Source organism: Enterobacter sp. BIDMC 26, assembly GCF_000534435.1.
Lineage (GTDB): Bacteria > Pseudomonadota > Gammaproteobacteria > Enterobacterales > Enterobacteriaceae > Enterobacter > Enterobacter ludwigii.
On sequence record NZ_KI973182.1, the window covers coordinates 1,898,667 to 1,924,425 of the forward strand.

Genomic DNA, 25,759 nt, shown 5'->3' on the forward strand with positions numbered 1-25,759 from the left:
CTACCCAGCCAAAAATTAGTGATTTCACGCGCGGCTCCTGATAATAGAGATATCCTCATCCTTCTGTTGTTCAATACAGTTTATCGCTTGATCTATTCCATGTCGGTCAAATGCACTCCCCATTCCACCAGGAAGGTCGTGAGCTATTCCGGCAGCATTGGGCATAATGGCAGAAATTTCTTCTTTCGCTATAAGTGCTGGCACGTGCCCTTTTACCATTTTAAAATCTTCCCAAACATTTACTTCCTGAGTCCTGGTCAGCAGTTCACCCTCGACGCGGTAAGCCTGAATGTTATCCGTGCTGCCCAATATGCTTCCGCCATATTTCTCGACGGTACCGGAATTTAGGCCAGAAGCATTAAACGTCCATCCCGCCATACCGCTTGCCATAGAGGTGGCTGATGCTAAACCTCCCCCAAGAGAGTGCCCCGCAATGTCTATTTTTTGACCTGATTTGGCGAGCTGCTCGCCCATACTTACGGCTCTTCGGTAATAATCCGACTCCAACCCAAGCCCCTGCGCACCGTTATTTTTCCAGTCAGTCATGTTCTTCATGGGGAAAAACTCTGGTTGCCTCGACCCTCTGAACACCAGCGTAGGGTTCATATCGCCACCAAAAACGTCAGGGTCAGGCTGATAGACGCGTGCCAGAAAATCAGGATCCTCACTCTTGTCATAAAGTGTTTTACTTTTAAGACCTAACTTCTTTAGCACCGATGCATCGTTGCTTATATCCTTCCAGCCCTCTGGCACCCCCGGCGTTGTCTCCAGCGGATTCACTGTCTTATAAACATTCTCAGCAAGCTTCGCTTTCTCCACCGCAATATTATTCGCCGCCAGTCGTTTAGCGGCGATCTGCGCATCCGGGTAAAGGCTGTTACTACCCTTCGCGATCAGATCCTTACGCGCCTGCCAGCGTTCCGCCTTGGTCATCTGCTGTAGCTGCGAAGCATAGGTTTTACCGTCTTTACCCGGCGTGGCCTCATCCGGCACCTGTGCCGCTTTGGATTTCACCACCTGCTTCGGCAGTACCGTCGGCGCAGGACGGGCACCGTAGGTTCGCACCATGGTTTCGTAGCGATCGACGATTGTGCTTACCGGATACCAGCCCAGACCGGTAAGCGAGGCCGCCTGCAGTCGGCCATCGGCATTGATATAAAATATCTCCGTTACCGATGACCAGTTACGGAAACTCTCGTCGATGGCAACGATCCTGCCGATATCGAGATCCTGCACGATCAGCTTACGGGTATCGCGTCCTGACTGATAGGGATTCGCCCCGGTGATGGAATGCAGCAAATCGTAACGCGTAAACAGCGAGCGCAGCGAATTGTCGGGAACTGACATTATCCACTGCCCGGCTACGGACGGGCGGATAATTTTCGCGAAAAGCGCTGGCGAGACATTCTCGCTGAAAAGATAGACAAACTTGAGGTTATACATTCGCTCCGTCCTGTTACCAGTCCCTGCTTACCTTACTTACGGATTCACCAGCCAGGTGCCAGGCTTCGCGATATCCAGCGTCTGGGTACGCGTTTTCCCGTTGCCCTGCAGTTCAATTCTGGCCTCGCCCGCAGGTAGCTTGAGCGATGCATAACCGTTATTCGCCGGACGCAGTGTTTTTGGCTCACTGTTCACTTTCAGGGTCTCACCGTCAAGAATACGGATATAGACCAGTGCCACCGGGCTGGCATCCACCGGCGGGGTGGCCGGTTGCGCTGTCGCAGTCGGTGCAGTCTGTTCACTGGCTTTCGCCGTTTCCGGTTTCACATCCGGCGCGTTCGATGCAGTTTCAACGGTGCGCGTCTCAGCGGGGGCCTGCGCCGCCTGCTCTGGCGCATCATGGTCGCCACCGCTAAACAGCATCGCTCCGGCGACGACGCCAACCAGCACGCCCGCAGCAACCATTGCCGGGATTTTGTACCGGTGCCAGTCCAGTGCAGAAGCCGGTGCCTCTTCCTCTACCGGTACCAGCATCGTGCCCGGTTTTTTCGCGCTCAGTACATCGTCGATACCCGCTACCGGCATCTCAATCAGCGCCGCGAATTCATCGATGGACTGCGGTCGGTCTTCCATGTGCAACGCCAGCGCCCGGTCAATGGCCTGCAACAGCGAGAGGGAATAGCCCTGTGGCTGCAGTTCCACCAGCGGTTTGCAGGTGTCCTGGATTGAGCGCACCACGCTGACCGGCGGCGGTGAGCCGACAATCAGGGTACGCAGCACGGCGCCGAGAGCATAAATATCCGTCCACGGGCCCTGCTCGCTTTCGTTGTCGTCAGTGTACTGCTCGATCGGCGCAAAGCCCGGGCGCAGCATGGTTTCCGTCTCGTCAGAGAGATTACCAATGGTGCGGCGCGCTGAGCCGAAATCGAGCAGAACCGGCAGGCCGTTGTCCTGAATCTGGATGTTATCCAGAGAGATGTCGCGGTGCAAATAGCCTTCGTCATGAATTGTCTTAATGGCACCGAACAGCATGGGCAGCATACGACGGATCCAGGCTTCGTTAATCAGCTCCGGTTTTTGTTCGCGCAGGCGGGAGAGCGTGGTACCGCTATAGAACAGCGTTCCCATATAGGCCGTATCGTTTTGCACCCAGAAACGCAGCACGTGAAGCAGGTTCGGGTGGTTGAAGCGCGCCAGCAGGCGGGCTTCCTGAATGAAGCTGTTCAGACCGGCGGAAAACGCTTTGCCAAAACGTTCGCTGCGCAGTACCAGCGTCATATCGTCGCCGCGCACGGCGAGCGAGGCAGGCATAAATTCTTTGATAGCGATAGTGCGTTCGAGCTGATGATCCCACGCGCGATAGACGATGCCGAACCCGCCGCCGCCGATCACCTCTTTAATTTCAAACTCGTTGAAGCGATACCCGACCGGGAGCGCGTTTGGGACAGTCCGATTGTTATCATTATCCGTCATCTTTTACAGTTCTCTTGATGATTATTACGCGGCAAACTGACAGTGAAACTCGCCCTGCTCACAGGTGACGTGCAGACGTCGGTACTGCTCATCGCTGCGGCTGGCGGTAAGTAATATCTGGCTCATCTGAGGCAGCAAGGTGTTTGTCAGAATAGCGTCCACCATGCGGCCGCCAGACTCCACCTCGGTACAGCGCTGAACAATTTGTTCCACCACGCTGTCATCAAACTCGGAAATAATATTGTGATTCTCTTGCAGACGACGCTGAATGCGTTTGAGCTGCAGGCGGACAATCTGCCCCAGCATCTCGTCGCTCAGTGGATAATACGGCACCACCAGCAGACGGCCCAGCAGCGCCGGCGGGAAGACCTCCAGCAGCGGCTGACGCAACGCGCCGCTTAACGCCTCAGGCTCAGGCATCAGTTCCGGATCGGCACACATGGCGCTGATCAGATCGGTGCCGACGTTGGACGTCAGAATAATGATGGTGTTACGGAAATCAATATGGCGGCCCTCGCCATCTTCCATCCAGCCTTTATCGAAGACCTGGAAGAAGATTTCATGTACATCCGGGTGCGCTTTTTCAATTTCGTCCAGCAAGACCACGCTGTACGGGCGACGGCGAACGGCCTCGGTTAACACCCCGCCTTCACCATAACCCACGTATCCCGGAGGCGCACCTTTTAAGGTGGAAACGGTGTGGGCTTCCTGGAATTCACTCATGTTGATGGTGATAACGTTCTGCTCACCACCATAAAGCGACTCCGCCAGCGCCAGTGCAGTTTCCGTTTTCCCCACGCCGGACGGGCCACAGAGCATAAATACGCCAACAGGTTTGTTCGGATCATCGAGTTTTGCCCGCGAGGTTTTCACGCGACGGGCAATCAGATCCAGGCCGTGACGCTGGCCGATGACGCGCTGGTTGAGGGTATCAGCCAGGTTGAGCACCGCATCAATCTCGTTTTTCACCATCCGGCCCAGCGGGATACCGGTCCAGTCAGAGACCACCGCCGCCACCACGTTTTCATCCACCGCCGCAAACAGCAGCGGCTCGTCGCCCTGTAAAGCGTTGAGCGCCTGCTGCTGCGCGTTAAGCGCGCTGCGCAGTTCGCCGGTCTCGTCATCACCCGCGGCAAAAAGCGCGGCACGCAGGCGGATGATTTCAGTCACAAGAGCACGTTCCTCTTCCCAGCGCTGGGTCAGGGCTTCGCGCTTTGTTTCGTATGTATCGCGCTCGGCGGTCAAGGCTGCGACGCGCTCCGGATCGCCGGCACCCACGCGCGCTTCGCGTCCGGCAATCTCGATCTCCACATCCAGGGCCGCGAGATGGCGCAGGCAATCTTCCAGCTGTGCCGGTGGCGCGCTCTGGCTGACCGCCACGCGGGCACAGGCAGTATCAAGCAGCGCAACGGCTTTATCCGGCAACTGGCGTGCCGGAATATAACGATGTGAAAGCTTGACCGCCGCGCTGACCGCTTCGTCGAGAAGCAGTACCTGGTGATGCGTCTCCAGCGGTGACACCGTGCTGCGCAGCATCAGAATGGCTTTGGCTTCGTCCGGCTCGTGAACCTGTACCGTCTGGAAACGACGGGTCAGCGCCGGGTCTTTCTCGATGTATTTTTTGTATTCCGCCCACGTGGTGGCCCCGATGGTGCGCAGTTGCCCGCGCGCCAGAGCCGGCTTTAACAGGTTAGCGGCATCACCGGTACCCTGCTGGCCGCCTGCGCCAATCAGGGTGTGGATCTCATCGATAAACAGAATGACTGGCGTAGAGCTGGACTGCACTTCATTAATCAGGGCCTGTAGACGCGCTTCGAACTCGCCTTTCATGCCTGCGCCAGCCTGCAGCATGCCGATATCCAGCAGCCAAAGCTGAATATTCTGCAACGGTGCCGGCACGTCGCCTTCGGCGATACGCAGCGCCAGCCCTTCCACCACCGCCGTTTTGCCAACGCCAGCTTCCCCGGTCAGCAGCGGGTTATTCTGGCGACGGCGCATCAGAATATCGACCATCTGGCGGATCTCTTCATCGCGCCCGACAACCGGGTCAATCTTCCCTTCACGGGCGCGCGCAGTCAGGTCCTGACCATACTGGGCTAACGTCCCCTGTGCGGCAGGCACCGTACCGGCTGGCGTATCCGCGGCAGCGGCCGCCTGCTGCGTCTCTTTGCTCTGAGCGCAAATCGCATCAAACTGCTCGATCAGCACGTCGACGTTAAGGCGGGTGAACTGCGCCGAGATGCTTTTCAGCACGTTAGCCAGATTCCAGGTTTTCAGGATGCCAATCAGTAAATGCCCGCCGCGAATACGGCTGACGCCATACTTCAGCGAGCCAAACACCCACGCGCGCTCCACGGCGCTGTCGATATGTTCTGACAGATCGGAAACAGAACTCGCGCCACGTGGCAGCGCATCCAGTGCGGCCACGATATCGCGCGTCAGCTGCTGTTCATCGAGGGCAAAATGACGAATCACCTGTTGCAGATCGCCATCCTGCTGCTGCATCAGTTGATGCAGCCAGTGCACCAGTTCAACATAGGGGTTGCCGCGCAGCTTGCAGAACGCGGTGGCGCTTTCCAGTGAGGTAAATAACAGCGTATCCAGTTTGCCGAAAAGCACGGCACGGCTGATTTCTGACATGTTCGGTTCCGTTGATAACAATGCGTTAGAAAAATTATCGCTCTGCGCGATACACCAGATCGCCACGTGGGACAGGCTGAGGCTGAAGGCCCAGCCAGGTGTTGTAACCTAACCGCCCGGCGCTACCGAGCGAGGCACCCTGCACCGCGTCGGCGCGCAGAATAACCCGAGTTTCCCATTCAAATTCTACCCCTGCGTACTGGCGTACCCAGTCGCGCAGTTCAGTGACCCACGCTTCGCCTGGCAGAAAGCGGTTGTACTCTTCCGCGCTCAGTGGGCCGATTTCGATACGAAACTTGTGCTGCACGTCGCGCACCGCAACGCCGAGAAAAGCGGATTCTCCCATCCGCGGCAGTCGACGCCCTTCACCCAACTGCGCCTGTTCCCGCGGCGAAAGCGGCATCCACTGCGCCACGTTCGTGACCAGTTTTACCGGGGCGTTAAAATAGTTGCGCAGGATCTTCTCCAGCCCTTCCGGATCCCGGGCGTGACGAGTCAGGTGTCCGGCATGAGTAAAACGGGCATGTGCGCTCAGGCTGCCTTTGGTCATCTGCCCCGGCTGGCCCATGCCGATCAAGGATGCCAGGTACCCCTCAAAGCGTTTGTTGTCCGCGCGGTCAAGAGAGACGGCGGGCTGCGCATCAGCCCAGGCGCGGTAAAACAACAGCGTCAGGCGATGATGGAACAGATCGGCAAACGCGCTCAGGCTGGTGTCCTGATGATGATGAATACGCTCGCGGGCGTACTCTGTCATATGGACGGGCAGCGGGCCATTTGGACCAAACAGACCGAAGCTGAGGATAGACACCTCGTGCAGCCCGTTCTCTTCACGCTGGCGCACCTGCGCGAGGGTTGACGGCGCAAAGCTCATCGATGGCTGCTGACCGATACGTAACGGCTCAAATTTCGGCAGCGGCGCGCGCCCCAGCGGATAACGTTCACCGCCCTGGGCATCAATGCGTCTTAATAGCTGGAACAGATCGTAGCGCCACGGCGTCTCACGTACGCCGCGCCAGAAAGCGTCCGGCAACGGCGTCAGGCGATGGACACGCAGCGGCGCGGAGGCGACTTCGCTCATAGTAGTGCCCTTTTCCCCATACGCGGTGCCCAGTAGCCAATCTCACCGCGCTGCTGACTCTTCAGCGTGAATTCAGTAAAGCTGTTGATGGACACCAGGCGGGCAAACAGGCGTTCCAGCACGCTGCCGAAAAGCCAGGGGCTGGCGCCGGAAAACGCACGCTCATCCACCGTCAGAGTAATGCCGATCCCGCGCGCAAAGACCACCGGACCCGGCTCCGGGACGCGACGGTGAACCGGCTCCAGCACGCAGTGGCGAACGCCCTCAACCTGACGCGCAACCGGCGTCTCCGCCAGGTTAGCATACAGCCCTAACAGCTGACGCAGGGCGGCGGCACCCTCTTCGTTTTCGCTGTCCATCAGGCTGAGATAGTTCATCTGCAGTTGGCTGATCAATCGCCAGGTGCTAAACCCTTCGGCCAGAGCCGGACGCGGCGGCGTTGGGCCTTTTCGCAGGGTCAGGGATTTCACCGGCATGGAATCGGCCATGATGAACTGTCCGAGCTCCTGCTGAAGCATCAGCGGCAGGTCGCGGCTGGTGCACAATACTTCCGCGGAGATATAGCGCAGATTTTCCTGCCAGGGTGCATGCTGTTCATCCACCAGCGAAACAAAGACTTCGGAGCCGATATAACCGGTGCGGGTACCGTAGCGCAGGGCATGTTCAGAGAGCACTCGCTGCTCGCGGCGCAGGGAAAAATAGGCGCCGTAGTTGCCCGCATCACCGCTCCAGGTGCTCCAGAAAGGACGGAATGTCTGGTCATCACGCTGGCCGTCGGCACTGCCGAAGATTTTGTTTACCGCATAAATTTCATAATCCAGGGGACGGATGTTATCCACCACCAGATGATATTCATGCTGGCTCTCGCTCAGCTTCTGCCGCGCCGCCACTTTCGGGAAAAGGTTGATCACCGGCGTGCAATGCATCGCCAGATGGCTGGCATCAACCACCCGCTCCAGCTGCTCATCGCTTTTATCCAGCAGGATGAAAATATCGAACGCTTTTTCATTTTCACAGTGCTGGATAAGCTTGCCCAGACCGCTGAGGCTGATAAAGCGGAACCGTGCCGGAAACGCAAAGTATTCCTGCAGCAGACGATAGCCGTCAAAGTTGCGCAGGTCGTCCGGAAGCAGCGCCTGGTCCGGCTCAAACCCTTCCTGTCGCAAGGCATCCGCAGAGAGCAGCTGTCGCTGCGGGAGCTTGCTGACGGTCTGGCAGACAATCCCGGCGTGGTGCTCCATGACCAGCTCAAGCAGCTTGAGCGCCTCAATATCCGGGCCGCTAAGGAAAAACTCCAGACGGTCAAAATCCAGATGCCCAAGATGCTGCGGGCCATCGCAGGCAATACGGATCCGTAACGCGCTGTTGATCCCCCGCTGGCTCAGGCCCAGCTGCGCCAGCGGCAGATCGGCAGGTACACCGCCCAGCTCGACCTTATCGATTTTCAGCGGCAGCAGATTAACTTCATGCGCCGTGGTGTAGCTGCAGGTGACCCCGGTCTTTTTCAGCGCCAGGCTGTCCATCATGGTGCCGCGCGGCACCTTAAAACCGTTGCTCAGATCGCCACGCGTGCTGTCGGGCTGGATTTCAGCAATCGCCATTGAGGGGGTTGGCGCGAGATAGTTTGGCGCAATCATTTCCAGCAAACGCTGGGAGAAGCGCGGGAACTCCGCATCCATTTTCATTTGCACGCGGGAGGTCAGGAACGCGAACCCCTCCATCAGGCGTTCTGTATACGGATCCGCCACTTCGATGCCGTGCATGCCCAGTCGACCCGCGACTTTGGGATAGCGCTCGGCAAATTCAGCGCCCATTTCACGCAGATAGGCCAGTTCACGGTTGTAATATTCGAGCAGTTTACTTTCCATGATCACCCCGCATCTTTCAGTTCAAAATGGCCGTTTTCCAGATCGACATCGGTGCGAAACAGAAACTCCAGCGGGTACGGCACACACCACAGACGCCCTTTTATCTCAATGGACAACACGTTGTGCAGATCCAGTGACGAGGTGTCTGACACACAGCGGACCTGCAGTCCCTGCGGCAAAATGCGCGGTTCGAAGTTAATGATGGCCTCGGTAAGCTTGCGCTGAATGTCGTGCCATTCAATGTCTGACATTCTTTTCCCGGCCAGCGGCGCGACGCCAAAATTAACCACCGAGCGGTTCACATGCGGCAACGCGCTCAGGTCACCAGATGCGTCATGGTTGATGGTGTTAAACAACCACTGCAGATCCCGCAGCACGTTGCGGCGCAGGGCGGCGTGGGTAATCAGATTACTGTTGGCGGACTCGCGTTTTTTTTCCGGATCGTTATCGGTGAGGCGATCCAGCAGCGAGGGCTGCATTTTATCGCGCGCCCCCACCTTCTCCTGCTTGCTGCGGGCTTGCCAGCCGCTGCGCAGCAGATCGCCTTCGCCAGCGGGATTACTCATGGGCTCCATCCGCAGCAAACGTCACCAGGTTCAACGACAGCAACGGGCTTTCGCTTTGCTCGCTAAGCCAGGCTTTCTGCCCCATGCCTTCATACAGCGTGCCGTCATTGTCGAGCGGCAGCCACTCGGTGGTGCGCGCGAGCTTAACCGCGTCAGACGCATCCGCTGCGAAAGGATAGCGCGCCGGGATCTGGCAAACCTGTTCGGTACCGTCCGTCAGGCGCACCAGCGCATGACGCCACACCAGGTCAGTCACGCTGGCATGGGCCTGGAAACGGATCTCGGCGATGGCGTTAAACGGCAGCCAGAAATAACGGCCGTTGACGATGGTTTCACACACGGGCCCCAGACGAGCATCGCCGTCCATCAGCCATGCGAATGCCTGCGTCTCGTCATTCTCAAGCGTGATTTGACCCGCCGTTGCCTGCGCCTGCTCAAGGGCTTCCAGACGCAGCGCCTGAGCACGCTCTCCCGCGTCATTAAGCGCGGCGGCAAGCGTGGTAAGCCACGGCCACTGCGTTTCAGGCATGGCAGGACGAGCCTGCCCCGCCATCACCTGCGCGCGCTGCAGCTCCCCCTGGATGGACTGCTCCAGCAGGGTAACGGTTGGTTTAGCCTGGGGCTTAAGTGCCAGCCAGCTTTTCAGCTGAGTCAGGGCACGCGTCCAGTTACCACTGAGGGTCAAAAACTGCACAAACGCGGCGCGGAGATCGGCATCGGCCGGACGGACTTTGATCTCAGCTTCAAGACGCACCAGCGCGTCACTCAGCGATTCACCCGCCAGGTGTTGATAGAGCGTATTCATAGCCATTCCTTAGTTTGCCGCGCGCCAGGCGCCGACTGCCGGATCGCGCAGCTGAGGGCGCAGGGTGTCAATCAGAACGATATTGAGCGTTGTGCCAGGGGTAACCCAGGCGCCCCAGATTTTTTTCACCGCGGCGATACGCGCCTGCAGTTTTGCATCGTCGCTGGCGGTCTCACGTGAAATCTCCACGGCCACCGTGCCGTTGCTTTTCCAGCCGTTGAGGCTGCTGTCGTAAGGCAGGATCATCCAGCTCTGGTCGCTGTTGGAGGTGCTGAAAACCATGCGCTCTTTGTTGACGGAGGTGATCAGCGCGTTTTCCGGGTCGGCACTTTGATTCAGTCCCATGACCGGGAAGCCGTGAATGTAGGTCACCGGTATCTCTTTTTGTCCACCATTACGGGACTGTGAGATAACCGTGTGACCACTCAGCCAGCTCCCGTTTCCGCAGCGGGTGGTGTCTGAATCCGGAATAAAGAGCGCCGGAGCAGACGAGCCCCCTTCCCAGAAGGTACGTAGATGGCAGCCGTCCTGAAGGGTAAATTCCTGCCACGGCGTGCGATCGGCAGCAACCGTGTGGGTTTCCGCGTTCTGGTCCGGCGGCAGCAACGCACCGCTGGCCGGAGTACTCACTGGCGCAGTCTGCTGCTGTTTTACCACCAGCGCCCAGTCCTGCGCTTTGCCTGCTGTCCCCTGCGCCAGCGTCGTCCCGGACGGATCGTTCAGCGTCCAGCTCAGTTTACTGACTTTGCTGCACTGGTGTTCCAGCAGCGAGCCCAGACGCGGGACAAAGTTCTCCAGAACCGAGACGTCTTTGTTGCCGTTCGCCACGATACGCAGCGCAATCTCTGACTTACACCAGCTCTGTGGGGTGTTGTCTTTGATGTTATCAATCCAGATATCCAGCTTCTGCGCAGGAGACTGCACGATGCGGAAATTCTCAGCCTGCGCGGTGGACGCCACCGCCAGAAGTGCTAAACCCGATAGCCAAAGTTTCATATCGTTCCTTGTGTGTCTAATCAGTTCCGCAGGGAAGAAATTGTGCTGCGTCAGAAAGCGTATGCAGCAAAGTGGTGTCCTGAGGGTTACCCATCCATACCGCCAGGGCGGTATAGTTATCCTGAGCATTCCCCTCCTGTTCGCCATTCTTTTGGATGATTTGGTTCATTAAGGTCAGCCACTCTTGCGGCGTGTTAACCATGTGCAGCGACTGTTTCATCTGTTCTTCGCTGACGCCGTGCCAGAATCCGTCCGTACAGAGTAGAAATGCATCACCATCTTCGACCTGCACCACATCGCTGTAGCTCGCTTCTGGCCCACCGTTTTCAATACCCAGCGCCAGATAGAGCAGATTGCTGTTGAGGTTATCGGTGTCGTGCCCTGCATCTTTCATCTGCTGAACCAGGCTGTGATCGGTGGTGACATGCCACAGCCATCCCCGGCGAAACAGATACAGGCGACTGTCCCCGGCATGTGCCCAGTAGGCCAGCCGGTAATCTCTGTCGATAAACAGACTGACCAGCGTGGTGCCCATCCGACGATAATCCTGAACCGCCTGCTGTTCGCTGAGAATGGTGCGATTCGCCGTTTGCACATAGTCGCGAATATGCTGCGCGTTCAGGTGCTTGTCGCCATCAAAACGGGAGATAATACTGTTGCGGGCCAGTTCAGCGGCCACCTCACCGCCCGGCAGACCAGCGATACCATCACAGACGACAAAACAGGCTGAACGTTCCCCTATGGTTTCTCCCGTCTGATCCTGGTTGCTGGCGCGCGTCCCCTGGCGGGAGAGAGAAGCCGTTGCGATATTCATTTTTCTTCCGATCCGCTCTGTGAGTCTTTGTACTGATTTACCTCCATGTCATAGGCATGGAGGAAGGCTTCGCCAAACAGGGTGTGGAAGTCATCCTCAATCTCGCCTGCCGTTTCACCGTAGCTGCGGACAAAGTAGTCCCACAACGCGGCTTTGCGGCTGCCCGGCAGCGCCAGCCGGGAGGTCATCCCGTTCTGCTTCGCCTGCTCTTCCAGCTGTTCCGGGTTGAAGGATTGCAGCATGGCGGCAATGATGGCGCGGATACCGGAGATCATACCCAACTGATGCGCCTGCAGATCGATCAGCGCGTCACGCACGGATTTTGTCGGCGGCATAAAGCCCGGCATTGGCGTACCGAACATCTGGATCAGAACGGTTTTCCCGGTCGGCAACAGTTTGAACGGGTTGTTGGCATCATCAAGTACCATGGTCATATCGGCTTTTACGCCGCGCTTGAGAATGGAGCGCGAAGAAAGCAGCGCCACGGTGCCCTGAGAGAACATGCCCAGAATTTGCCCCAGCTGACGCATATTTTCGCGGTCAAACTGCGGGACGGGCTGCATTTCGCTGAGCCCCATCCCTTCCAGCAGCGCCTCAAGTAATTCGCCCTGCAGTACTTCACCCTTTTCGCCATTATGGGCTGCTGGCGACGCCGCGTTTTTGACCGGGTCAATACGCAAACGCCCTTTAGGTGCCTGGGCATTACTGCGCGCCACGGCCTGCGGGGTTGGCATGGTGAAGCCGGCATAATCCGGTCGCGCCGGCTCTTCTTCTTCAACGCGCGGCGGCACCTGCGGCTCAGGAGCAAACAGCGGAGAAGCGGCAAGGACGTCCTCTTCCTGTTCTGCTTGCGGCTCTGGCGTCAGTTCTGGCTCAACGACGGTCTCTGGCTTATCGCCGACAATCTCATCCGGATGGGTTAACGGTGCCCCGCCCATCAACCCGAGGGGGTCATCATTTCGTGCGGCAGGTGCGCTGGCACTACCGCCAAACAGTGCCAGCGGATCGAGTTCATCCGTCTGCTCTTCTTGAGGCTGCGCAGGTTTAGCTTCATTGGGCGGCACCAGCGTAGACGGGGTGACGTCGTCAAAAATGCTCTCTTTTTTGAACAATGCTTCGTCACTGAACAGCGTATCCGGATCCACGTTCTTACGCTCAAGCTTCGGATCGCTGTCATTGAACATCGCCAGCGGATCTTCAGCGTTACGCTCAGGTGCGACAGGCTGGGAGAAGGGATCGTGCGACGCTGCCGGCTGCGGCTTCGCCCGAGAACTGGAAATGCTGTCGGAGATAGAGAACTCCTGCATCAGGCTATCCCAGATTTCCGACGGCACAGCAGTCGGTTCCGCCTTCCCGCGCGGGGCGGCGCTCGCAGGCTTTGGCTGCGGGGCTGCCGCAGGGGCCGCGGCTGGACGCGCCTGCTGCTGCATGGTCGCCGCCATGCGGCTGACTGGCTGCGTATCATGAATCAGTTCGGTCACTTCGATGCGGTAATCATCAATACCGAGAATGTCCCCATCCTGCAGCTCTACCTGGCGCCCGCGCTCAAGCGGAATGTCATTCAATACCACGCGGGTGACGCTGCCACGGTTAGTGACGCGGCATTCGCCCTGGGCGTCAACGTGAACAATGGCCTGCAAACGCGAGATGGTGCGGTCATTGTCCGGCAATACCAGATTGTTATCCGTACCGCGCCCAATGGTGCCGCCCGGGGCATAAAAATCACAGCTGCTCTGCGGCGGCTGATGACCGGGTTTTGTAGAAATAATCGTGAATCGCATGGCGTATTCCTGCTGGTATGATTAGCGCTCAAACGCTGCCGCTCTCGGGGCGAGAACGGCGGCGTTTGGGGGTTAAGGCAAAGAACATTTTAAGTAATTTATAAAAAAGTAAACATCCTTTGGAATGGCATGACTATTGCCCAGTAGCAACCAGCACAAATAACAATAACATTAAAATCGCCACAAAAATCGTTAATTTGTAAAAGATTTCAATCCAGGAGAATCGATATATTGATAATATACATCTTCCGGCTTCTGGGGTGATTTGCTTTTTATCATCTGGCTTAATCGGCTTGCACGCAATTATTCTTCTCATTAAAAAAACACGATGAGCAAAGCCAGGCAAACCAAGCTGGTTATAAAAAAGATAATCATTTATATCTAAGTACTGTTTACTACTTAGAAGGTGAAATGCTTTTGTAAGTTCTTGCGAGTACTTTCGATAAAAATAAATATACAACACCAAAGAAATAAACAACCCTAAAAATACTGATGAGAGCAAGATTAAGCGCATTAATTCAGACATTTACTTACCTCCCGAATAAGTCAATTTGCTAATCCCTTTGGCAAATCTAGCTACTCATTTTGAAGCTTTTATCCGTGCCGCGCCCAATGGAGCATAAAATCACAACCGCCCAGCAGCGACGTTTGGGTGTAAAGTTAATTAACACTCAGAATCAATTAATACCTTTCAAAATTAAAACATTAAAAAAGCCACCGTGAAAATAATCTTTTCGTTATGTGAAGAGAGCCAGACTATTTCAGAACCAGACGGAGTGCCATTATACTTATGGGAATCTTCTTTTCGTAGCAACCCAGTTTGCGTTAATGGCTGATAGACTCACGGAGTCTCACTTGAATGGTTTAGACAATCAATATATAAAAACTCATCACCAGAACAAAAAAATTATAACGTTGAGAACATATTCGAACTCACGTCATTCTTCACGTAATATTAAAATTATTCATTTGCCTGCAAGCTTCTACATGACCACCAAATGACTCTATTTTTGGGTGTTTAGCTTTCGAATTGCGTCGCTGTTGGTGATTAAGCTGCACTTCAACACCTGATAATGGCCCGGTTCGCTACCGCCTACCTTCTCTTTAAGTAAGGAAACAATAATGTTGTCCGCTTTTTCAAAATTCTCTGCAGGTAAATTGCTTGCTTCGAGCCATGCGGCAGCGCTGGCCTCTGCATCATCTTTTAAACTCTTACTGTCCGCAATCTTACTGATACAACGATTTTGCACCCAGTTTTCAAAAATTTGTTGTTGAGTAAAAGCACTGACATCAGGCAATGTTTGGGCATAAACAACGGTGGCATTTAATGCTAATGCGAGCAGTAATAAACGTTTCATTTCAGGCTCCAGAATGTTGCATTCGTAGGAATAAACGAACCATTGCCGGGTGATCCAAGGAAATGGCAATCATCAGAGCAAATATTTCCATTCCAGAGTGTTACATGTCCGGTTGCATCACTCCACCCATGGCCGGTAAAGATAATAATGCCTTGCTTGCCTGAAAATTGTGCTGGTGTAGGAGAGGCGACTGACATATCTGCATGACCCAGAACAGTAGGAAGAAATGCAATCATATCTTTAACGCGGAACATATAGCGTTTTTTGTCATTTCCGGTCACTGTCGCGTATTTGCTATTAGACGGAATAGGTATACCACAATAATTCAAAACATAGCTCATACGAATGGGACAGGCATTTTTAAAAATACCAGCATCGATATTATGCTGAACTTTTCCACCCAATAATTTGCCAACCTGTTCCACATTAACGTTAACTTCTCTGAATCTGTTCCAGGCAGCACCAAAAGCAGGACGCATAGCAGACATTCTTCTTTCTCCATCCTAAGAAGGTCACGTAAAAGTGAGCCCTTTCGGGCCCACTATCATTACGCTTCTTTGTTTTCTTTGATGTTCCAGCCAGCGCTGCTTTCAGCACCTTTACCACCAGCAGTGGTCTGCTCCCAATACTGCTGTTTCACTTTCGCAGCCTGGAATGCATAGGTCACACCAACGGTGTCGCCGTTGTCTGCACCGGTGTACTGAACAGAAGTTACCAGCACATCTTCGAGCGTGATGCGGGTATATTCAACTTGCTGACCACCCGCTTTGCACACGGACAGTTCAACTTTAGTCAGGTGCTTACCGCTTGCGCAGTGTTTGAGAATTGCTGTAGTGGATTTATCGATCAGAGCGTTAACGTGCAGATCGTTAAAGTTAACTTTACCGGCGCCGCCGCCGCCACCAACACTCATATTACCTGGCTGGGAAGCGCCCCAGGAGAAGGAGGTAATATCAGTCCAGCCGGTGTGGTTAGAATCTTTAGATTCGCCCGTAACACCCTCGACCTTCAGAAACATATCAATAGCCATAATATCTACTCTTCGTGGATGAACAATATTGCTTTCGAAAAAGCACTTATATGGCAAACAGGAAAGCATGGGGCTGAATAAAACCGTCCATATTTTACCTCTGCCTCATATCAAATGACCCGTGTCATTTGACAGTCTTGACATTCCCCCTGAATGAAAGGAAAGAATGTGAAGTCTTTACTACTGCGGATTATCCTGAAGCCAGGTGCGGTCAGGATTGCCTATAATTAATTGAGGTACAAGTTTATTAAGTTCGTCACTATGATAAAGACGTAGACAGTTTAACGTTACGCCTTTGACATCGGGTTTTATCTCAGAATGAAAGGCATTGGTTGCGCCTTTATATTTATCAATAAGGGCATTAATTTTGTCATTGCCATTTTCAATATCGAAAGGCACCCATTCCAGTAATGCACTACTGCTACGGGCTGCATCCAGAGAAAACTGGCTTTTATCATCTGAAACTTGTGCCAGACAGCGAGAAAAAACAACGTCTTTAACAACTTGCTTATAAGGCATTTTTTTGACAAACAACACCGGATCGTCAGTTGCATAAACAGAGGCGGAACTGGTAAGCAACAGTAGACTGGCAATTATTTTTTTCATGGCAACTCCCAAAAATTGGCTTTGGTCGTCGTGTAATTCGTCTCCGGTGCATTGAAATAACAATGATCCGAACAGGTTAAACCATTCCAGAATGTGGCATGACCTGCGGCGTCACTCCAGCCCTGTACCTCAAACAGAATTACGCCCTTTTTGTTGGCTAATTGTTGAACGGGTAAGGAAGGATAACTCACGACCATGTCAGGTTTACCCCACTGACGCGTCAACCAGGCAATAACATCCTTTACCCGATAGAAATACCATTTATTATCAGCACCGGATACCGTGAGATTTGCAATACGCGGGACGGGATGCCCGGTATAGTTCAGAACATAACTCATGCGTACGGCACAACTATTTGACCACCCACCCTGATCTTGCGGTATTTCGAAGTTGTGCTTAACCTTGCCGCCGATAATTTGCTTAACTTTGCCGATAGAATCATTTGCATCGTAAATACGTGTTGCCGCCGCCCAGGCAGCAACAAACGAAGGTCTCGCGGTCATATTTCCTCTCACATTTCCATGCTATAAAGCAGGCGCCGGGTAAGGCCTCCCGGCGGCAATCATCATCACGCGTCTTTCGTCTTCAGTGACGGCAGTTTAGAAACCAGACGCAGAGAAACGGTCAGACCTTCCAGCTGGTAGTGTGGACGCAGGAAGAATTTCGCGGCGTAATAGCCCGGGTTATCTTCAATTTCCTGCACCTGCACTTCGGCAGCTGCCAGCGGTTTACGGGACTTGGTCTCCTGTGAGGAGTTAGCCGGGTCACCGTCCACATAGTTCATCACCCAGTCGTTCAGCCAGCGTTCCATCTCTTCACGTTCACGGAAGGAGCCAATTTTGTCGCGCACGATGCACTTCAGGTAGTGGGCAAAGCGGCAGCAGGCGAACAGGTACGGCAGACGGGATGCCAGACGCGCGTTAGCGGTCGCATCCGGGTCGTGGTACTCAGCCGGTTTCTGCAGAGACTGCGCGCCGATGAAGGCGGCAAAGTCAGAGTTTTTGCGGTGAACCAGCGGCATAAAGCCGTTCTTCGCCAGCTCGGCTTCACGACGATCGCTGATGGCGATCTCGGTCGGGCATTTCATGTCCACGCCGCCGTCGTCGCTCGGGAAGGTGTGACATGGCAGATTTTCAACCGCCCCGCCAGACTCCACGCCGCGGATTGAGGTACACCAGCCGTACTCTTTAAAGGAGCGGTTGATGTTGGCAGCCATGGCATACGCGGCGTTCGCCCAGGAGTAGCTGTTGTGGTTCGCGCCATCGGTCTGCTCTTCGAAATCGAAGCTGTCGACCGGGTTAGTGCGAATACCGTACGGCAGGCGCGACAGGAAGCGCGGCATCACCAGGCCAAGGTAGCGTGCATCTTCGGATTCACGCAGTGAACGCCACGCGGCATACTCGGTGTTCTGGAAGATTTTGGTCAGGTCGCGCGGGTTCGCGAGTTCCTGCCAGGACTCCATCTGCATCACGCCCGGTGCGGTACCGGTGATAAACGGACAGTGGGCCGCCGAGCCGATACGCGCCATCTCGCCCAGCAGTTCAACGTCCTGCGGACTGTGGTCGAAGTAGTAGTCGCCGACGATGCAGCCAAACGGCTCGCCACCAAACTGACCATACTCCTGCTCGTAGATTTTCTTGAAGATTGGGCTCTGGTCCCAGCCCACGCCCTTAAAGCGTTTCAGGGTACGACCCAGCTCCTGCTTGGAGATGCTCATAAAGCGGATCTTCAGCATCTCGTCGGTTTCAGTGTTGTTCACCAGGTAGCTCAAACCGCGCCAGGCGCTCTCCAGCTTCTGGAACTCTTCATGGTGAATAATCTGGTTCACCTGCTGAGACAGCTGCTCGTCGATACCGGCAATCAGGTTCTGAATGGTGCGGTAGGTGTCACTGGAGAAGGTAACGGTATTTTCCAGCGCCTGCTGCGCCAGCGTTTTTACCGCACTTTCCACCGCGGAGCGCGCCTGATCGGTTTTCGGACGGAACTCTTTGTTCAGCAGCGCGCTGAATTCATCCTGGCTGAACGCCTGACCACTCTGCTGCTCGTGTTGTTGAGTCTGGTTGCTCATCGATTATTCCTCGCTACCTTTCGCGCTTTCGTCATTTTTCGGCGACTGGCTCAGAGATTTGAGCAGCGTCGGATCCTGCAGAATTTTAGCGATCAGCTCTTCCGCGCCGTTTTTGCCATCCATATAGGTCAGCAGGTTGGAAAGTTGAGTACGTGCTTCCAGCAGCTTGTTCAACGGCTCAACCTTGCGGGCTACCGCGTCCGGCAGGAAATCGTCCATGCTGTCGAAGGTCAGATCAACGTTGAGCTTACCTTCGCCGGTCAGCGTGTTATCCACCTGGAACGCCACGCGAGGTTTCAGCGCTTTCATGCGCTCGTCAAAGTTATCAATGTCGATTTCGAGGAATTTACGCTCGTCGACTGCCGGCAGGTTTTCCACCGGTTTGCCGACCAGATCGGCCATGACGCCCATCACAAACGGCAGCTGAATTTTACGTTCTGCACCGTAGATCTCTACGTCGTACTCGATCTGCACGCGGGGGGCACGGTTACGTGCGATGAATTTCTGCCCACTGTTACTCATTGCCATGATGTTCTCCATCAAAGATGCGCGGTGAAGGTGAAACGGCAGGCTCCATGCCTGTCGTCATAATGCCAGGACGCGTTATTCGCGGCGTCCAAAGATGTTTTCCAGTTGGTTAACGCCGTCTGGCGCCAGGTCGCGAATAATGTCCATAAAGTTAAGTTCTGACAGCCGCTGCACCCGTTCAATCATCAACGGTGCGGGGTGGCTCGGTTCGTACTGCGCAAAATACTGTTTGGCTTTCTCCAGCATCAGCTGTGCATCGGCGCGGCTGGTGACCTGCACGCTGCGCCAGTCTGTAACCTGCTGAACGGGTTGTGCGACCGCCGGTTGAGGTTCAGCGCTGAGCTCAGCCTGTGCCTCCCGGTTGGGTAGCAGCTTGCTGATGTCGGTCACCTGACAGGCGCTGGCGACCAGCCCGACGGTTTTCAGCAGCTGTTCCATCTCCGGAACGCCGCTTTCACCAAGATGGCCAGTGAGCAACTCGCGAATGGCCAGCAGCCGTTCGTTAATCACTATCACCGCCGACGTGCCCGGCTGATCGCCGCGGGCCAGCTCGTCAATCAGTCTTGGACGGCCACCGGGGTAATCCGGACATTCGGTTTTACTGCCATCCAGCAGTGCCTGAGCGTCGCGAAGTGAAATTTCATCGCCATTTGATCGCAGCAGCGAGGCGTTACGCACGGCGACGGTCAGTTCAGACTTATCACTCAGCCCGGCCAGGGCGTTAATGCGGTAAAACGGGTCGGTTTCGCCATACTCTTCCAGCAGCGGATAGAGCGGCTCCCAATAACGCGTGATCGCCTCCTGCACCAGTAACAGCCCGTTGGCGTAGCCCGCAAGGCCGCGGCGACGTGTCCATGCATGCGTTAACGCCAGCATGACGCGCAGATCTTTGGTGCGGCTCAGCAGGCTGGTGGCGAATTTTTCCACCGTATTCCAGTCAGCAGGTTCTGCCGGAATGATGGTGTCGCCAAACTGCTGCTCTGCTTTGCCCTGGCTGGCCTGATTCATGAGCTGGAAATCAGCGTCATACTCCAGGTTTTCGCCACAGGGCTTGTCGGGGCTTATTGGCGCGAGAAATTCTTCGATATTCATAAGATCCCTGCTTATTCAAACATGGGCGGATAGAGACCGTGACGGCCCGGGCGGGCGCCACCTGCCGGGTCAAACAGCAGCGTAAAGAGCTGCCCGGTGAAGTTGCCGCTGTGAACATGGGTGTAGAGCGGGTAGCCGTCGCAGCGGTTGGTCCACCAGTAGCTGGTCTGGCGAAGCGGGTCAAAGCACTCTGCTGCCTGAGGCCAGCCCAGCGTGCTCTGGCCGTCTTCGTCATAACCAATCACATCGAGAATATCTGAGCGCTTTTGCGGCTCGACGGGCTGCGGTGCCGGAATGGACATCAGCATGTCATCGAGCTGTGAGGCAGAAAAACTGTTACGTACCGCATGCAGGCCCAGACGGCCAATCTGCTGATACCAGCTTTCAGCCTGACTGAGCAGGCGTGATGACCAGTCCGCGGGGGCAAAGCTGAGCTGAATGCAGACCGGATATTGTCGACCAACGCTGTCACGTCCCGGCAGCAGGCAGCCCATCTGAATCATCTGGCTGCCCAGCATCGGCGGTACGACAAAATTCCAGACCGGCGCTTTGTTAAACGGGCGCTCACCGCTGCGCTGCTCTTCCTGCTGCCAGGCCAGCAGGCCGACCTGGAACCAGTGTGACCACTGGCGTTGCAGGGTGTCAGGAAAGCGACGCTGCAAAAAATCTCCGGCGCTGGGCAGTTTGCCATACCAGCTGTAGCGGTTCATCGCAGGGGTATTCGTCATACGGCTGTCCTTGCGGTTATGGGCAAGAGAAACGGGGAAGCTGGAACGGGTTACGAATACTGTTTGGCGCAAATTCCAGCGTAACCTGATGTCCGTCTACGTTGAAGGTCGCCTGGCGACTCAGACTTCCCGCCCCCGGGCTGGTACGCGCTTTATCGAAAAAGCGGTTCAGCGCCCAGGAACCGTTCGTCACCAGCGTAGCCGTGCTGCCATTAGCCAGACCCAGCTGCATACGCACCTGGTTGGTCCCGCCCGGCCCCGGCCAGTTCATGATCTGCACAGCCTGTGGACCGTGGCTGTAGCGCAGCAGTTGACCGTCAACATCCAGCGTCAGGTTAAGGATCGTGTTATCCATTCTGACGGTGCGCACCGTCACTTTGTAAGATGGCGTGGTGGCACCGTTAGCAAAGAAAGCATCGCGAATGGACTGGGCCTGCTGGAACGGTCTCAGGAGCCCTTCACTTCCCGGCAGCGTTTTTCCATCAATGCCCGGCATAAAGCGCCAGTTCGCCTGCGTGGTATCAACTTTATTGGTCAGGTTGTCACGAAAGAAGGTGTCCATCAGCCCGGTGCCTGGCGCAAACATGCGCGCGAGATCGTCCGGCGTGACCTCCGTACTGGCGCTGCGCACCAGCGGGTAACGGCCAGCGATTGCCTGACGGCAGAAACCGCCGACTTCGACGTTAATACGCTTACGCACGTTTTCGAGGTCGCGACGCTGGGTATCACTGCTGGCCCCCACCGCCATATTGCTGAACATGGTTTGCAGACCGCCCGGCAGACGACCGGCACTGGCCTGCAGACGACTAATCGCCTCGCCTCCCGGAGCAGGCATGCCGCTGTTGGCCGCGTCCTGAACGGCAGTCAGGTAGCGGTAAAGTTCATCGACCTGCTTGAGAAAATCATCAAAGACGATGGTCTTCCCGCCCTTCTCCAGCGGCTGCGCCAGCTCAATCATTGGAGCATAGTGATCGGTTACCAGCTGTTCAGGTGCCTGAGTGACCACCGCGGCCTGCGTCGGGGCATTGTCATTATTACTGAATAACGCTTCGAGCGTGCGGGTGGCACGGTTGCTTTGCGCTTGCGCTTTACCGGCATCATCCGGGGCTGGCGCATTACGTGAAAGCGTCAGGACCTGTCTCAGGTTCAGCACCAGACGGCGCAGCGGCGAGTTTGCCCCGGAGAGCAGACGCGCGGTATTGATGCGCTGGGAGAGATCGGCGCTGTTATTAAGCTGAATGTCGGCGAGGAAGCGATCCCAGTTGGCGATAAAGTCGCGCATGTAGAGCTGACGCACGGCGTTATCGATCTGCTGTTTATCTTCCTGGGCTGAGGTCGCCCCCAGCACCCACGCATCGTCTTCATGCAGGGCAGTGGTGACGCTGTCAATCTGGCCGTTGAAGCTTTTCCAGTAACCGTCCGGGGTATAAAGACCCGGTACGCCTTCACTCACCGGCTTGCCGCTTTTGCGTGAAAACACCAGCTCGCTCTGCGGACCGCCCAGGTCGGAGAGCGACACCGGTTTCAGCTTTTCATCATGCTCCAGAAGACGCTTCAGACGACCATACACCCGGGTGGAAAGCGGCTGCTGGTTGATTAGCGCCCTTTCACGCGCGACCAGGGATTCATCCTGCGCGTACGGCGAGGCCTGAATTTTCGGCTCAAGCAGCTGTGTCAGGTGCCATTCAAGCTGCTGAAGCTGCGCCTGAGTCACGTTCTGCGGCAGGTTGCGCTGCAGATTGAGCATTACCCAGGAGTGCAGGAATTTGCCGTCATAGTGCTTCGGCTGATAGAGCATCTGGTAGGCCTTCAGCGCTTCATAGCTGTATTCCACATCGCTGCCGTTATCGTTGCGCAGCCAGGTGGTGATGTGCATCGCCACGGCAGGGAGCAGCATCTGGTCCAGCGCTTTCTGGTACAGAGACTGCGATGCATCGCTGACGTCATCCCCACGATAAAGCCCCATACGGCGTGAGACAGGCGGATCGTTAACATCAAACGCGTCACTTTTCGGCAGATCGACCAGGCCATTCAGCAAGGGCAGAAGGTCAAACAGATCGCGCTGAGGCTGATTCTGCAGCGCCTTGCTCTGCTGATCCAGCAGCGGCACCTTTGCGTCCACCTCTTCCAGATAAGCCTTGTTCCTGGCATAGCTGGTCAGCCACAGTCCACCGAGGATCACCAGCAGGGCCAGCAGCGCCGCATAGCCGGACCAAATGACGGCGCGGTTACGCAGTTCCCACCAGCGGTTTTCCCCGGCGATGCCAGCTTCCTGGAAAATAACGTTTTGCAGCAGGTTCTTGATGAAGAAGCTCTGCCCTTTCGCCCCCGGGATCGGAGCCTCTTTGCTGACGGAGTCCCAGCGATTTCCCTCTTCACCTTCCGGCAAGGAGAGCGCACGGTTAAGTTCGCCCATCACCCGGTCAAACGGCATGCCTTCCTGGGTACCACTGGCGAAATAGATCCCGCGCGGGGAGAATTCGGTTTCAAAGTTAGAGCGGGCAAAGACCGTGCTCAGGTAGTCAGCCAGCAGCGGACGCAGTGCGGCAAACTCCTGCGGGAAGAGATACGCTTCCGCGCGCGCTTTTGCATCATGCTCCTGCAGCAGGGTTTCCGGCAGTCCGGCATCCAGGCGCTGCTGTAAGAGGGAAAATTCCTGCTGGAAGTTACCCATCAGGTCGTAATCAGCGTGTTTGGTTTGCTCCCACGGCAGCGTGAAGCCCCAGATCTGGTCGCGCTGCGCTTTGTCGTAATCGGCAAACCAGGCACGGAAGCCTTTAAGCAGGTCAGCTTTGGTCACCATGACATACACCGGGAAGCGAATACCCAGCTGCTCATGCAGCTCAGAGAGACGCTGGCGCAGGTTGACCGCCTGCTGGCGTGACGCTTCAGGCGAGAGCGTCAGCAGGTCAGAAATGCTGATGGTAATAATCACACCGTTGATCGGCTGGCGACGGCGATACTTACGCAGTAACCCCATAAACTCAAGCCATTCACCGGCGTCCTGAACCTGTTCGCTCTCCTGGGTGGTATAGCGACCCGCGGTGTCCAGCAGTACGGCCTCGTTGGTGAACCACCAGTCGCAGTTACGCGTGCCGCCGATCCCGCGCAGCGCGGTCTTACCGAAGCGGTCGGCCAGCGGGAATTGCAGCCCGGAGTTGACCAGCGCCGTGGTTTTACCGCTGCCCGGCGCGCCGATGATGACGTACCACGGCAGTTGATACAGATATTGCGTGCTAAAGCGCTGCGTCCACTGGGCACCCTGTCCCGCTTTGCTGAAGTGCGCTTTTTTCAGCATCTGTGCGGCTTCGTCAAAACGGCTGGCGAGGATCTGCTCCTCGCTGTTCAGTCGCTTCTGCGGATCCGCTGCTTCCGGGCTGGTGGTGTTCTCATTGAGTTTGTCCATCAGCTTGCGGTTCAGCCAGGCATTGTACAGCCGCGGCAGAATGTGGCCCTGCGCCCAGAGCAGATAAACCACCGCAATACTGATGATGCGGTTCTGTTCAGATTCGAGCGGTCGGGTGTCCACGATGGACAACAATGGGCCAATCATCCAGATAACCGCCGCAAGCGCAGTGACGCCCAGGAAGCTCCACAGAATGCGATTGGTCAAAATGGAAAGAAGAGTAGTCAGCATCCTTAGTTTCCTTGCGGCAATCCGTTCAGCTCAGCCTGGGTATTTTCAGGCGACACCAGCAGAGTAATTTCCACCCGGCGGTTACGGGCACGGTTTTCCGGCGTATTGTTGGGTGCCACTGGATTAATCTCGCCGCGGCCTTCCGCTTTCACACGTTCAGGTTGAGAGAGGCTTCCCTGCAGCATTTTCTGAACTGACCGGGCACGTTCCAGCGACAGTTCATAGTTAGAGGCAAAGCGCGCGCTGCGAATTGGCACGTTGTCGCTGTAGCCCACCACCAGAATTTTACCGCTGACGTTATTCATGGCCTGTGCAATACGGTTTATCACCGGCTCATAACGGTCACGTACCACGGTTGAGGCGGAAGCAAACAGGCCGTCCCCTTTCAGGATCACCACGCTACGGTCCGCTTCATCTTTTACCGCAACCAGACCGGCTTCAATTTCCGGCTTCAGGAAACCACGCAGGTTCAGCACAGCAGGCAGCTGGCGGGCAGGTTGCTGGATAGTCGTTTCGGGAAGCTGTGACTGATAAATTTTTGCTAATACCGGGTTGGTGCTATCGCCAAGCCGCCAGTTAAGCACGATATAGAACAGGCAGGCGATAAACCCGGCCAGCGCCACACAGGCCCACAGCGGTACCATAGGTCGCCATAGCTTGCGCAGTACCGGACGATCTTCCGGATGCGGAGAGAGCTGTGGCGGGTAACTGCCACGCACGCCGCGAATCATCTGCCACAGCCGTTGCTTGATGGTTTCAAGCTGGGTACGGCCATTATCCAGCACCCGATAGCGCCCCTCGAAGCCGAGCAGCAGGCAGTAGTTGATCATCTCCAGCAGCAGAATATGTTCGCGCGGGTTTTGCGACAGACGCGCCAGCAGCTGGAAGAACTTTTCGCCGCCCCAGGTTTCGTTATGAAACGTCACCAGCAGACCATTGCTGGACCAGACGCCGCTGCTGCCCCAGGGGGTGAGCGCGGCGGCCTCATCAAGTGCCGTACACAGGCAGTAACGTGCCCCGACGATCACCTCATAGGCCAGACCGGCCTGCTGACAGCGCACTTCGAACCGGCGGATCTCATCGATCAGGCGCTGGCGCAACGCCACCTGATCGTCATGTGATACCGAATGACGGATTTGCGGAATCGCATTGAGCAGCGGATTGGCGGCCGCCACCAGCTGATTGTTGCTACTAGCTCCGGTAAACGCGGCATCACTGCCGGTATCCTGTCGTTCCTGCATATTAAGC

The 25,759-nt window shown here is 55.9% G+C and carries 22 protein-coding genes; all 22 read right to left on the reverse strand.

The features are described 5' to 3' along the window. Nucleotides 1–24: 24 nt before the first annotated feature. The gene (locus tag L462_RS14360; protein WP_020883471.1) at nt 25–1,443 is read right to left on the reverse strand and encodes a Tle-like phospholipase domain-containing protein; all 1,419 of its coding nucleotides are present in this window, start codon (nt 1,441–1,443) and stop codon (nt 25–27) included. Nucleotides 1,444–1,479: 36 nt separating this feature from the next. Next, a complete protein-coding gene (locus L462_RS14355) occupies nt 1,480–2,916 on the reverse strand; it encodes a serine/threonine protein kinase (RefSeq protein ID WP_032678393.1) in 1,437 nt (478 codons plus the stop codon). 24 nt (nt 2,917–2,940) lie between these two features. Then, nucleotides 2,941–5,556 carry a type VI secretion system ATPase TssH gene (gene tssH / locus L462_RS14350; RefSeq protein WP_032678394.1) on the reverse strand — a complete coding sequence of 872 codons (2,616 nt, stop codon included), beginning with the start codon at nt 5,554–5,556 and terminating at the stop codon, nt 2,941–2,943. 34 nt (nt 5,557–5,590) lie between these two features. Further along, nucleotides 5,591–6,634 carry a type VI secretion system baseplate subunit TssG gene (gene tssG, locus L462_RS14345; RefSeq protein ID WP_020883468.1) on the reverse strand — a complete coding sequence of 348 codons (1,044 nt, stop codon included), beginning with the start codon at nt 6,632–6,634 and terminating at the stop codon, nt 5,591–5,593. Further along, nucleotides 6,631–8,502 (reverse strand): type VI secretion system baseplate subunit TssF, encoded by a 1,872-nt coding sequence (gene tssF / locus L462_RS14340; protein ID WP_032678395.1) that lies wholly within the window; start codon nt 8,500–8,502, stop codon nt 6,631–6,633. Before tssF ends, tssG begins: the two co-directional genes overlap by 4 nt. A 2-nt stretch (nt 8,503–8,504) precedes the next feature. Next, nucleotides 8,505–9,068: a type VI secretion system baseplate subunit TssE gene (gene tssE / locus L462_RS14335; protein WP_010432861.1), complete on the reverse strand. Its 564-nt coding sequence runs from the start codon at nt 9,066–9,068 to the stop codon at nt 8,505–8,507. After that, entirely contained in the window at nt 9,061–9,873 is an 813-nt protein-coding gene (locus L462_RS14330; protein ID WP_032678396.1) for a type VI secretion system accessory protein TagJ, read from the reverse strand. The genes tssE and L462_RS14330 overlap by 8 nt, the downstream gene beginning before the upstream one ends. Nucleotides 9,874–9,882: 9 nt before the next feature. Beyond that, nucleotides 9,883–10,869, reverse strand: coding sequence for a hypothetical protein (locus tag L462_RS14325; protein ID WP_020883465.1), 987 nt, complete (start codon nt 10,867–10,869; stop codon nt 9,883–9,885). A gap of 16 nt (nt 10,870–10,885) precedes the next feature. Beyond that, nucleotides 10,886–11,683: a PP2C family protein-serine/threonine phosphatase gene (locus tag L462_RS14320; protein ID WP_014170545.1), complete on the reverse strand. Its 798-nt coding sequence runs from the start codon at nt 11,681–11,683 to the stop codon at nt 10,886–10,888. Beyond that, nucleotides 11,680–13,464 (reverse strand): type VI secretion system-associated FHA domain protein TagH, encoded by a 1,785-nt coding sequence (tagH, locus tag L462_RS14315; protein ID WP_032678397.1) that lies wholly within the window; start codon nt 13,462–13,464, stop codon nt 11,680–11,682. Before tagH ends, L462_RS14320 begins: the two co-directional genes overlap by 4 nt. 133 nt (nt 13,465–13,597) lie before the next feature. Continuing rightward, a complete protein-coding gene (locus tag L462_RS14310) occupies nt 13,598–13,990 on the reverse strand; it encodes a hypothetical protein (protein WP_032678398.1) in 393 nt (130 codons plus the stop codon). 478 nt (nt 13,991–14,468) lie between these two features. After that, complete coding sequence (locus L462_RS14305; protein WP_032678399.1) at nt 14,469–14,822, reverse strand: T6SS amidase immunity protein Tai4 family protein; 354 nt, start codon at nt 14,820–14,822, stop codon at nt 14,469–14,471. Then, a complete protein-coding gene (locus L462_RS14300) occupies nt 14,819–15,310 on the reverse strand; it encodes a type VI secretion system amidase effector protein Tae4 (RefSeq protein ID WP_032678400.1) in 492 nt (163 codons plus the stop codon). The genes L462_RS14305 and L462_RS14300 overlap by 4 nt, the downstream gene beginning before the upstream one ends. 59 nt (nt 15,311–15,369) lie before the next feature. After that, on the reverse strand, nt 15,370–15,852 hold the full coding sequence (locus tag L462_RS14295) for an Hcp family type VI secretion system effector (RefSeq protein ID WP_014884229.1): 483 nt from the start codon (nt 15,850–15,852) through the stop codon (nt 15,370–15,372). Between the two features lie 180 nt (nt 15,853–16,032). Next, complete coding sequence (locus L462_RS14290; RefSeq protein WP_032678401.1) at nt 16,033–16,458, reverse strand: T6SS amidase immunity protein Tai4 family protein; 426 nt, start codon at nt 16,456–16,458, stop codon at nt 16,033–16,035. Further along, nucleotides 16,455–16,961: a type VI secretion system amidase effector protein Tae4 gene (locus L462_RS14285; RefSeq protein WP_020883459.1), complete on the reverse strand. Its 507-nt coding sequence runs from the start codon at nt 16,959–16,961 to the stop codon at nt 16,455–16,457. Before L462_RS14285 ends, L462_RS14290 begins: the two co-directional genes overlap by 4 nt. A 65-nt stretch (nt 16,962–17,026) precedes the next feature. Further along, entirely contained in the window at nt 17,027–18,526 is a 1,500-nt protein-coding gene (gene tssC, locus L462_RS14280; RefSeq protein ID WP_014170549.1) for a type VI secretion system contractile sheath large subunit, read from the reverse strand. A 3-nt stretch (nt 18,527–18,529) separates the two neighbouring features. Further along, nucleotides 18,530–19,054: a type VI secretion system contractile sheath small subunit gene (gene tssB / locus L462_RS14275; RefSeq protein ID WP_032678402.1), complete on the reverse strand. Its 525-nt coding sequence runs from the start codon at nt 19,052–19,054 to the stop codon at nt 18,530–18,532. Nucleotides 19,055–19,129: 75 nt separating this feature from the next. Then, nucleotides 19,130–20,146: a type VI secretion system protein TssA gene (gene tssA, locus L462_RS14270; RefSeq protein WP_032678403.1), complete on the reverse strand. Its 1,017-nt coding sequence runs from the start codon at nt 20,144–20,146 to the stop codon at nt 19,130–19,132. Between the two features lie 11 nt (nt 20,147–20,157). Beyond that, nucleotides 20,158–20,874, reverse strand: a complete 717-nt coding sequence (gene tagF, locus L462_RS14265; RefSeq protein ID WP_020883457.1) for a type VI secretion system-associated protein TagF — start codon at nt 20,872–20,874, stop codon at nt 20,158–20,160. 16 nt (nt 20,875–20,890) lie between these two features. Further along, nucleotides 20,891–24,511 (reverse strand): type VI secretion system membrane subunit TssM, encoded by a 3,621-nt coding sequence (gene tssM, locus L462_RS14260; protein WP_032678404.1) that lies wholly within the window; start codon nt 24,509–24,511, stop codon nt 20,891–20,893. Between the two features lie 2 nt (nt 24,512–24,513). After that, nucleotides 24,514–25,752 (reverse strand): DotU family type VI secretion system protein, encoded by a 1,239-nt coding sequence (locus L462_RS14255; protein ID WP_014170554.1) that lies wholly within the window; start codon nt 25,750–25,752, stop codon nt 24,514–24,516. Nucleotides 25,753–25,759 lie beyond the last annotated feature (7 nt).